Source organism: Hydrogenophaga sp. (genome assembly GCF_051858985.1).
Lineage (GTDB): Bacteria > Pseudomonadota > Gammaproteobacteria > Burkholderiales > Burkholderiaceae_C > Hydrogenophaga.
Map to the genome: position 1 here is coordinate 1,272,337 of NZ_JBHYGM010000002.1, position 10,486 is coordinate 1,282,822.

Consider the following 10,486-nt stretch of genomic DNA (forward strand, 5'->3'; position numbering starts at 1 on the left):
TTTTGACAACTCCAGGAGTATGAATATGTTGACCGCTGAACAAATCGTTGCCGCCCAGAAAGCCAACATCGAAACCATCTTTGGCCTGACCCAGAAAGCCTTCGAAGGCATGGAAAAACTGGTCGAGCTGAACGTGCAAGCCACCAAGGCCGCACTGTCCGAATCCGCCAACAGCGCCCAGGCCCTGCTGAGCGTGAAGGACGCGCAGGAACTGCTGACGTTGCAAGCCAACCTGATGCAGCCCCTGGCCGAAAAGACCGTGGCCTACAGCCGCCACCTGTACGACATCGCTTCGGGCACCGGCGCCGAGTTCGCCAAGGCCGCTGAAGCCCAAGGCAGCGACACCCAGAAGAAATTCCTGGCTGTCGTCGACAACGCCGCCAAGAACGCACCCGCCGGTTCCGAAACCGCCGTGGCCGTGATGAAGAGCGCCGTGTCCGCCGCCAACAACGCCATGGAGTCCGTTCAGAAGGCTGTCAAGCAAGCCACCGAAATGGCCGAAGCCAACTTCAACACCGTGACCGCTTCGGCCGTGAACGCCACGAAGACGGCCGCCAAGAAGCGCTGAACATCGCCGAACGGGCGCCGTTGATCGGTTGAACCGTCACGCGCCCTGGCACCACCTCTAGGATCAAACTGGTTTTTCTGGTTGTCTCCTCGGGTCCTTTTCGAAATTCGATTTCATCGGACCCCTTAAGCCCTCACTGCGAAGTGAGGGCTTTTTTTCTGGCCAGTTGCGTGCGAAGCATCGGCATGGCCGCCTGCATGGCAGCACGCCCTGCTTCGATCGATCGCTTGCGCGATGCGAAGTCTGCGCTGCCCACGCCCACCAGCGCGGGCCGCACCACCACTTCGGCACCGGCCAGCACGTGCCGGTTGATGCTCTGGCCCATGATGGCAAACGTCTGCAGCAAGACCTGCAGACTGCCGACCGCGGAATTGCCTTCCGGCGCGCTGGAAATGTCCACCGCCAGGACCACTTCGGCCCCCATGTCGCGTGCCTGCTGCACCGGCACCGGTGCCACCAGCCCGCCATCGAGGTATTCACGCCCGGAAATGGCCACGGGCGCAAAGACACCCGGCACCGCGCTGGAAGCGCGCACGGCCTGCGCGGTGTCGCCACGGCGAAACACCACGCCCTGCCCGGTGGACAGGTCGGTGGCGAGCACGCCCAGCGGCAGGCTCATGTTCTCCAGCAACTTGCCGTCGACTTGTTTGCGCACGTACCGGGTGAGCGCCTCTCCGCGCAGGAGCCCGCGCCCCATGATGGGCAGCGCCCAGTCGGTGAGCGCCGCCTCCTCCATGCCCATCGCCGCCTCTTCCAGTTGCGCGGCCGATTTGCCACTGGCGTAGAGCGCGGCAACCAGGCTGCCGGCGGACGTCCCCACCACGAGGTCCGGACGAATACCGTTCTGTTCCAGCACCTGGATCACGCCCACGTGCGCAAAACCGCGGGCTGCACCCCCACCCAGCGCCAGGCCCAGACGCGGTGCGCGGGTGGCAGGCTCGGGCGGCGTGGGCACAGGCACGACCACCGGCGGATCAGGCGGTGGCGGTGGTGTGGTGGAGCAGCCCGCCAGCAGCGCCACCGCCAAGATCAGGCCTTTCAAAGGCAAGGACTTATTAAGAACCATTCGCGTTTCTGTTAGCATCTTGCGCTGGATTATCTGCTTCGCTCCAGCGGGAAAAACGGCTTGTTCCATTCCCCACGCTTCTTGCAAATTCATTCAAAAAAAGGACCGCCATGACCATGCTCGCCAAAGTCTCGATGATCACCGCCACGGTCGCTGCTGCCGCCACGCTGGGTGTTTCGGCCCACGCGCAGGACAAGGTGCTCAACCTGTACTCCGCCCGCCACTACCAGACCGACGAGGCGATGTATGAAAACTTCACCAGGACGACCGGCATCAAGATCAACCGCGTGGACGCAGACGACGCGGGGATTGTTGCGCGCCTGCGCGCCGAAGGAGCTGCCTCGCCCGCCGACGTCATCATGCTCGTGGATGCCGCCCGCCTCGCCGTCGCGGATTCCCAGGGTCTGTTCCAGCCCATCAAGTCGGCCAGGCTCGATGCCGCGATACCAGCCAACCTGCGTGCCACGGCCACCCCCGACGGCGTGACCTGGACCGGCTTCTCCACCCGGGCTCGCGTGATCGTGTACGACCCGATGCGCCTGAAGGCCGCCGATGTGGCGACGTATGAGCAGCTCGCCGACCCCAAGCTCAAGGGCATGGTCTGCACGCGTTCGGGCTCGCATCCGTACAACCTGTCCCTGTTTGCCACCGTGGTCGAACGCCTGGGCGATGAAAAAGGCGAAGCCTGGCTCAAGGGCGTGGTGGCCAACATGGCCCGCGATCCCAAGGGCGGCGACACCGACCAGATCAAGGGCGTCGCATCGGGAGAATGCGGTGTGGCGCTGACTAACACGTATTACGTCGCCCGGCTGATCAAATCCAGCAAGCCCGAAGACCGCGCCGTGATGGAAAAGGTTCGCGTGGTGTTCCCCAACCAGGGCACCAGCGGCACGCATGTGAACATCGCGGGCGCTGCCGTGGCCAAGCATGCCAAGAACCGCGACAACGCGGTGCAGTTCATGGAATTCCTTGCCAGCCCATTCGCGCAGGACTACTTCGCCAACGGCAACAACGAATTCCCGGCCGCCAAGGGCGTGAAGATCGACAACCCCGCCATCTCGGCCATGGGTGGCGACAACTTCAAGGCCGAGACCGTGCCGCTGGGCGTGGTGGCCAAGAACATGACCAAGGTCCAGCAGATGATGGACCGCGCTGGGTACAAGTAACACACCCCCGCCGCGCTCCGCGCGACCCCCTCAAGGGGGCGATGCCTGTGGCCCGGCGGAGCCGGTTCCATGGCATCTCTGGATGAACGAGGCCCGCTGTCGCGGGCCTCGGTTTTTGCGCCTCAATAGATTTGCGGTACGTGGATCTCGCCGGGCACCTGATGCCGCCGGTAGCCTTCGTGGCGCACGCGCTCTGGCAGCGTGATTGTGGGTCGCTCCACTTCGCCGTAGGGCATCTGCTGGAGCAGGTGGTGAATGCAGTTGAGGCGCGCCTTTTTCTTGTCGTCGGCCTGCACCACCCACCAGGGTGATTCGGGAATGTGGGTGCGTTCATGCATCACTTCCTTGGCCTGCGTGTAGAGCTCCCAGCGGCGGCGGCTTTCCAGGTCCATGGGGCTGAGCTTCCACTGCTTGAGCGGGTCGTGGATGCGGCCGAGGAATCGCAGGTGCTGCTCTTCGTCCGAGATGGAGAACCAGTACTTGATGAGCTGGATGCCGGAACGCACCAGCATGCGCTCGAACTCCGGCACGGAACGGAAGAATTCCTCGTACTGTTCGTCGGTGCAGAAGCCCATCACCCGCTCGACACCGGCGCGGTTGTACCAGCTGCGGTCGAACAGCACCATCTCGCCGGCTGCGGGCAGGTGCGCGGCATAGCGCTGAAAGTACCACTGCGTGCGCTCGCGGTCGTTGGGTGCCGGCAGTGCGGCCACGCGGCACACGCGCGGGTTCAGTCGTTGCGTGATGCGCTTGATGGCGCCGCCCTTGCCGGCCGCATCACGGCCCTCGAAAAGAATCACGACCTTGTGACCGGTGGCCACGACCCAGTCCTGCAGTTTCACCAGTTCGGCCTGCAGGCGGAACAGCTCACGGAAGTAGACCCGGCGCGCTTCTTTCGCCTGCGACGCATCCCCAGCATCGGTTTCGCGGTCCTCCAGTTCCATCTCGAGTTCTTCGTCGAAGCCGTCCATCAGGTCGGCGTGGATGCGGCGCATGAGGTCGTCTGCGTTGTCGAGCATGGCGGTTCAAATGAGGGGAACAAAGCAACGAGGCTAGAAGCGGCACATGACAGTGTCGTGACGCGAGCGTGTCGCATAATCCGCGCTGAATTGACGTTTACGTCAACGTCACATCCAGTCCCTCATTCAGGAGCAACCCATGGACATTCAAGGCAAGGTTTTCATCGTCACCGGCGGCGCGTCGGGGCTGGGCGAGGGCACGGCTCGCATGCTCGCGGCCCAAGGCGGCAAGGTCGTGATCGCCGACATGCAGGTTGAGAAAGGCGAAGCCGTGGCAACGTCCATCGGGGGCGCTTTTGTGAAGTGCGACGTGAGCAGCGAGGCGGATGGCCAGGCGGTCGTCGCCAAGGCGGTGTCCATGGGCAAGCTCATGGGCCTGGTGAACTGCGCGGGCATTGCGCCGGCGGAGAAGACCGTGGGCAAGAACGGCGCGCACAACCTGGGCGTCTACACCAAGACCATCATGGTCAACCTGGTGGGCAGCTTTAACATGATCCGCCTTGCGGCCGAGGCCATGAGCAAGAACGAGCCCGAGGCCACCGGAGAGCGCGGCGTGCTGATTTCCACCGCCAGCGTGGCCGCCTACGACGGACAGATCGGCCAGGCCGCCTACGCCGCGTCCAAGGGTGGCATCGTGGGCATGACGCTGCCGATTGCGCGGGACCTGTCGCGCAATGGCATCCGCAACATGACGATCGCACCCGGCATCTTCGGCACACCCATGCTGTTCGGCATGCCCAAGGAAGTGCAGGACGCACTTGCGGCCGGCGTGCCGTTCCCGAGCCGCCTGGGCACGCCCGAGGACTACGCCAGACTGGCGCGGCACATCTTCGAGAACGACATGCTGAACGGCGAAGTGATTCGCCTGGACGGTGCCATCAGGCTCGCCCCCAAGTAAGCGCCTGCTCGACATGAAGGGGCTCGCCTCGATCGCTGCGCTGGTGTTGCTGGGCGCCTGCGCCCCGACGCTTCCACCGCCGTCGCAACCCGAAGCATCCTCGGGTCTCTCGGCCAAACCGGGGTGGTCCTTCCAGCGCCAGGCCGTGGCGGCCGCCAATCCGCTGGCCACCGAGGCGGGCGCGCGCATCCTGCGCGAAGGTGGCAGCGCGGTGGACGCGGCCATCGCGGTGCAGATGGTGCTGACGCTCGTGGAGCCGCAGTCCAGCGGCATCGGCGGCGGTGCGTTCCTGCTGCACTACGATGGCCGGCGTGTACAGGCATTCGATGGTCGCGAGACGGCGCCCGCTGGCGCGACCGAATCGATGTTTCTCGATGCCCAGGGCCAGCCGCTGCCGTTCAACACGGCGGTTACCAGTGGCAGGTCGGTCGGGGTGCCGGGCGCGCTGATGATGCTGGCGCTGGCGCACCGCCAGCACGGCCGCCTGCCCTGGGGGCGGTTGTTCCTGCCCGCCATTGAGCTTGCGGAACAGGGTTTTCCGGTCAGCCCGCGCCTGCACGCCTTGCTCTCGGCCGACCCGGCGCTGCGGGAAGACCCCGCCGCGCGCGCCCTCTTCTACCGCGCCGATGGTTCGGCCCGTCCGGTGGGTCACCTGCTGAGCAATCCGGAACTCGCGCAGGTGTTGCGCCAGGTCGCCGCCATTGGGCCGCTCGCCCTGCACGAGGGCCCGGTCGCGCAGGCCATCGTGGCGGCCACGCAGCGCCCGCCCCTGCCGGGCAGCCTGAATGCCGAAGACCTGAAGAGCTACCAGCCCCGGGAGCGCGATGCCTTGTGTCACGACCATCAGGCGGCGGGTCGCGCCTTGCGCATCTGCGGCTTCCCGCCGCCGAGTTCCGGAGGCCTGGCGGTCGGCCAGATCCTCGGCCTGCTGGCGCGATCGCCGCAAGCCCGGCAGCCCCTGCAGGAAGGCCTGCCATCCGCCAGCTGGCTGCACGCCTACACGGAAGCGTCCCGGCTGGCTTTTGCCGATCGGGCCCGCTTCGTGGCCGACCCGGATTTCGTCGCCGCGCCGGGCGGACGCTGGAACAGCCTGCTCGATCCGCGCTACCTCGACGCTCGCGCCCGGCTCATGGGCCCTCGCCGCGCCGAGCAGATGCCCGCCGGCCAACCCGCCGTGGATGCCGTGTCCTACGCGCCCATGCCCGAACAGGCCGAATACGGCACCAGCCACATCAGCATCGTCGATGCGCAGGGCCGGGCGGTGGCCATGACCACCACCATCGAGGCCGGATTTGGCGCGCGCCGCATGGTGACCACGGATCCCTCGCGCCCGGGCGGCTTCCTCCTCAACAACCAGCTCACCGATTTCAGCTTCACCCCGCGCGACGCCAGCGGCCTGCCGGTGGCCAACCGGGTGGAAGCCGGCAAGCGGCCGCGCTCGTCCATGGCGCCCACCCTGGTGTTCGACCGCACCAGCGGAGAACTGCTCATGAGCACCGGCAGCCCGGGTGGCGCGCTCATCATTCACTACACGGCCAAGGCCCTGCACGGGGTGCTGCAGTGGGGCCTGCACCCGCAGGCGGCACTGGACCTCCCGAATTTCGGGAGCCTGGGCGGGCCGTTGCTGCTGGAGCAAAAGAGGTTTCCAGCGGCCACGGTGGGGGCGTTGCGTGAGCTGGGCCACCCGATCCAGGAAATCGAAATGACCAGCGGCGCACAGGCGCTGGTGCGCCAGGGCAACCGTTGGCTGGGTGGCGCCGACCCGCGACGTGAGGGCATCGTCTCTGGCAACTAGATTGCCCGGCCAGGCTCGGGCGTGGGTCAGAATACCTGGGTGGCGATCCCCCAGACCTTCATCCAGGAACTGCTCAACCGCGTGGACGTGGTCGACGTGGTGGGTCGCTACGTGCAACTCAAGAAGGGCGGCGCCAACCTGATGGGCCTGTGCCCGTTCCATGGCGAGAAGTCGCCCTCCTTCAGCGTCAGCCCGACCAAACAGTTCTACCACTGCTTCGGCTGCGGGGCCAACGGCAATGCCATCGGCTTCCTCATGGAACATGCGGGCATGAGCTTCATCGAGGCCGTGAAGGACCTGGCGCAACAGACCGGACTGCAGGTACCCGAGGAAGAATCCTCGCCGCAGGACCGCGAGCGGGCCGCGCAGCAACGCCAGAAGCAGGCCACGCTCACCGACGTGCTGGAAAAAGCGGCGCAGGCCTATGCGAAGCAGCTCAAGGCCTCGCCCCGGGCGGTGGACTACCTCAAGGGGCGCGGTCTCTCGGGCCAGATCGCCAAGACCTTCGGCCTGGGGTACGCGCCTGAAGGCTGGCGTTCGTTGGCCAGCGTGTTCCCCGACTACCAGGACCCGCTGCTGGTCGAGTCCGGCATGGTCATTGAGCACGAGGACGAGAAAGGCGCCGATGGCCAGTCCAAACGGTACGACCGATTCCGCGACCGCATCATGTTCCCGATCCGCAACGTCAAGGGCGAGTGCATCGGATTTGGCGGTCGGGTGCTGGACAAGGGCGAGCCCAAGTACCTGAATTCCCCCGAGACGCCGGTGTTCAGCAAGGGTCGCGAGCTCTACGGCCTGTTCGAGGGCCGCACCGCCATTCGCGTGGCCGGCTACGCGCTGGTCACCGAGGGCTACATGGACGTGGTCGCGCTGGCCCAGCTCGGCTTTGCCAATGCCGTTGCCACGCTGGGTACGGCCTGCACGCCAGACCACGTTCAAAAGCTGTTTCGATTCACCGACTCGGTGGTCTTCAGCTTCGATGGCGACGGCGCGGGGCGCCGCGCCGCCCGCAAGGCGCTCGACGCCGCCCTGCCGCTGGCCACCGACACACGCAGCGTGAAGTTTCTGTTCCTGCCCGCCGAGCACGATCCGGACAGTTTCATCCGCGCCAACGGCGAGGCCGCCTTTGCCCAGTGCGTCAAAGAAGCCGTGCCGCTCTCGCGCTTCCTGATCGAAGCCGCCAGCGCCGAATGCGACCTGTCCACGGCAGAAGGTCGCGCGCGCATGGCGAGCCAGGCGCGCCCACTGTGGAGCGCCTTGCCCGACGGCGCGCTCAAGCGCCAACTCATCGGCGAACTCGCCGACGCCATTGCCCTGGACAGCCAGGACCTGCTGCAACTCTGGCAGCAAGGTGGTGGCCAGCGCGGACAGCCGCGCAGTGCACAGGCCGAAAGCAGCCAGCGGCCGCGCAACCGGGGTGCCGACGCCGGCGCACCCCGCCGGAACGCATCGCCGCCCCCGACCCGACGCGCCCCCGGCCACCGGCGGGGTGTGGCCAGCCGGGCCGACCGTGCCGTGGGCCTCTTGCTGGCCAACGCGCACGCCTGGGACAGCCTCTCCGCCGACGATCATGCGCTGCTGGCCCACCTGGACGCTCCCCACGGCCCCTTGTTCAGCTGGCTCGAAGGTCAGCTGCACGAGCACGGTCCTCAGCCCTGGGCAGCGCTGCGCGAGGCTCTGCGCGGCCACGAGCACGAGGTGTTTGCCTGCGCGCAGGCCGATCAGGTGGCGATGCCGACCGAGCCCGAGGCAGAAATGCAGGAAGCGCAGGAACTGCAGGAGGTGATGACGCGATTGCGCATCGAACACCTCAAGGCGATGGAAAGCGAGGCGATTGCCCTGTCCGCGCAGGATCCCGGCCAACTGGACCGATACCGGGAGATCCAGGCGCTTCGCAAGGCGCTGGAACACAGGATCGGCGATCCCGCGGTATAATCCACGGCTTTGCACCGCAAGCGCGACAGCAGCACCTCCGGCATCGGCCCGGCCCCCAGCGACGGGGCTATATGGACACCCTCCTGGCCACCTCAGCGACCCACCCGGTCCTGACGGAACCCCGCAAGGACTGCACACCAAATGTTCGCCCCCACAGCTTGCAGCCCAGCTTCTTCCGGCAAGAAGCTGGTGATGTGCCCGACAAAATCACCGGGGTGACCGCGTCGCGCGGCCTTCAGGCGGTTTTTGTGTGATCTGCCGGTTCCAGTTCGACATTTTTTTGAGGTCCTCATGCCCGCGAAGAAATCCAGTACGCCCGTCGTGTCCAGCACCAAGACCGCCAAGAAGGCCAGCCCGCGCGCTGCCGCCCCGGCTTCGCCTCCCAAGAAAGCCCCTGCTGTGACCCAGAAGACCCCCGCCAAGGCTGCGGCCAAGACCGCGCCCGCCAAGAAATCCGCCGTCAAGGCCGATCCGATCGAAGAAACCACGGCGAAGAAGAAAGCCGGGCGCCCTGCCAAGGCCGACGTCGCCGAATCGCCCGCCGCCAAGCGAGGTCGCAAGCCCAAGGCCGATGCCAAGGGCAAAGGCAAGGCCGATGCAGACCTGGACGATGCCGACTTGAGCGACATCGAGGACGACCTGACCGGCGAAGTCGAAGCCGAGGCGGTCGACACCACCGCGCAGACGACCGAAAAGGTCAAGCCGCTGCGCATGAAGATCAGCAAGGCCAAAGAGCGCGCGCTGATGAAGGAATTCGGCCTGGACGAGACGATCCTGTCCGAGGAAGAGGCGCGCAACCGCCGCGAACGCCTGAAGACCCTGATCAAGCTGGGCAAGACGCGTGGCTACCTCACGCACGGCGAGATCAACGACCACCTGCCCGACAAGCTGGTGGAAGCCGAGACGCTGGAAGTGGTGGTGTCGCTGCTCAACGACATGGGCGTGGCCGTCTACGAACAGACGCCCGACGCCGAGACCCTGCTGCTCAACAACACCGGCCCGACCGCCGCCACCGAAGAAGAAGCCGAGGAAGAAGCGGAAGCGGCGCTCTCCACCGTGGACAGCGAGTTCGGCCGCACCACCGACCCGGTGCGCATGTACATGCGTGAAATGGGCACGGTGGAGCTGCTCACGCGCGAAGGCGAAATCGAGATCGCCAAGCGCATCGAAGGTGGCCTGAATGACATGATGGCCGCCATCAGCGAGAGCCCCGCCACCATCGCCGAGATTCTGGTGATGGCGGAGGACATCCGCGAAGGCAAGGTGGTCATCTCCACCGTGGTCGATGGCTTTGCGGACGCCGACGAGGCCGACGACTACGTGGCCGAAGAAGACTTTGACGATTACGACGAAGCCGATGACGACGATGGCAAGGGCGGTTCCAAGGCGCTCACCCGCAAGCTGGAAGAACTCAAACGCGAGGCGCTCATCCGCTTCGACACCATGCGCTCGCTGTTCGAGAAGTTGCACAAGACCTACGACAAGGAAGGCTACGGCACGCCCGCCTACCTGAAGACGCAGAAGTCCATCACCGAGACGCTGATGTCGATCCGCTTCACCGCCAAGGCGATCGAGAAGCTGTGCAGCACCATGCGCAACCAGGTCGATGAAGTGCGCAAGAAGGAACGCGAGCTGCGCCGCATCATCGTGGACAAGTGCGGCATGCCGCAGGAGAAATTCATCGCCGAGTTCCCGGCCAACCTGCTCAACCTGAAATGGGTGGAGAAGCAGGCCGCGTCCGGCAAGGCCTGGAGCGTGGTGATGGAGCGCAACATCCCGCCGATCCAGGAACTGCAGCAGGGCCTGATGAACATCCAGAGCAGCGTGGTCGTGCCGCTGGCGCACCTGAAGGACATCAACAAGCGCATGAACCAGGGCGAGTCGACCTCGCGCGACGCCAAGAAGGAAATGATCGAGGCCAACCTGCGCCTGGTGATCTCCATCGCGAAGAAGTACACCAACCGGGGCCTGCAGTTCCTGGACCTGATCCAGGAAGGCAACATCGGCCTGATGAAGGCGGTGGACAAGTTCGAGTATCG

The 10,486-nt window shown here is 65.7% G+C and carries 8 protein-coding genes; 6 read left to right on the forward strand and 2 right to left on the reverse strand.

The annotated features are described in order from the left end of the window. The first annotated feature begins 25 nt into the window (after positions 1-25). Complete coding sequence (locus tag ACTIEY_RS12415) at positions 26-568, forward strand: phasin family protein (RefSeq protein WP_439519406.1); 543 nt, start codon at positions 26-28, stop codon at positions 566-568. Positions 569-701: 133 nt separating this feature from the next. Here the strand turns inward: ACTIEY_RS12415 and ACTIEY_RS12420 are convergent, their stop codons facing one another. Next, the gene (locus ACTIEY_RS12420; protein ID WP_439519407.1) at positions 702-1,610 is read right to left on the reverse strand and encodes a patatin-like phospholipase family protein; all 909 of its coding nucleotides are present in this window, start codon (positions 1,608-1,610) and stop codon (positions 702-704) included. A 140-nt stretch (positions 1,611-1,750) separates the two neighbouring features. Between ACTIEY_RS12420 and ACTIEY_RS12425 the strand changes: the two genes are divergently transcribed. After that, positions 1,751-2,800, forward strand: a complete 1,050-nt coding sequence (locus ACTIEY_RS12425) for an extracellular solute-binding protein (protein ID WP_439519450.1) — start codon at positions 1,751-1,753, stop codon at positions 2,798-2,800. Between the two features lie 122 nt (positions 2,801-2,922). Here ACTIEY_RS12425 and ppk2 read toward each other — a convergent pair whose 3' ends face one another. Next, complete coding sequence (gene ppk2 / locus ACTIEY_RS12430) at positions 2,923-3,819, reverse strand: polyphosphate kinase 2 (RefSeq protein WP_439519408.1); 897 nt, start codon at positions 3,817-3,819, stop codon at positions 2,923-2,925. 139 nt (positions 3,820-3,958) lie between these two features. Here ppk2 and ACTIEY_RS12435 point away from each other — a divergent pair, with 139 nt between their 5' ends. The 4 genes from ACTIEY_RS12435 to ACTIEY_RS12450 all read left to right on the forward strand — a co-directional run. Continuing rightward, positions 3,959-4,717 carry a 3-hydroxyacyl-CoA dehydrogenase gene (locus ACTIEY_RS12435; protein ID WP_439519409.1) on the forward strand — a complete coding sequence of 253 codons (759 nt, stop codon included), beginning with the start codon at positions 3,959-3,961 and terminating at the stop codon, positions 4,715-4,717. A 13-nt stretch (positions 4,718-4,730) separates the two neighbouring features. Continuing rightward, positions 4,731-6,512, forward strand: a complete 1,782-nt coding sequence (locus tag ACTIEY_RS12440; RefSeq protein WP_439519410.1) for a gamma-glutamyltransferase family protein — start codon at positions 4,731-4,733, stop codon at positions 6,510-6,512. A gap of 39 nt (positions 6,513-6,551) precedes the next feature. Further along, entirely contained in the window at positions 6,552-8,447 is a 1,896-nt protein-coding gene (dnaG, locus tag ACTIEY_RS12445; RefSeq protein ID WP_439519411.1) for a DNA primase, read from the forward strand. 291 nt (positions 8,448-8,738) lie between these two features. Then, positions 8,739-10,486 (forward strand): sigma-70 family RNA polymerase sigma factor (locus ACTIEY_RS12450; RefSeq protein WP_439519412.1); only part of this gene is annotated, 1,748 nt, incomplete at its 3' end.

Coding starts and splice junctions, on each gene's coding strand:
- ACTIEY_RS12415 (WP_439519406.1), top strand. CDS start 26: ATGTTGACCGCTGAACAAATCGTTGCCGCCCAGAAAGCCAACATCGAA.
- ACTIEY_RS12425 (WP_439519450.1), top strand. CDS start 1,751: ATGCTCGCCAAAGTCTCGATGATCACCGCCACGGTCGCTGCTGCCGCC.
- ppk2 (WP_439519408.1), bottom strand. CDS start 3,819: ATGCTCGACAACGCAGACGACCTCATGCGCCGCATCCACGCCGACCTG.
- ACTIEY_RS12435 (WP_439519409.1), top strand. CDS start 3,959: ATGGACATTCAAGGCAAGGTTTTCATCGTCACCGGCGGCGCGTCGGGG.
- ACTIEY_RS12440 (WP_439519410.1), top strand. CDS start 4,731: ATGAAGGGGCTCGCCTCGATCGCTGCGCTGGTGTTGCTGGGCGCCTGC.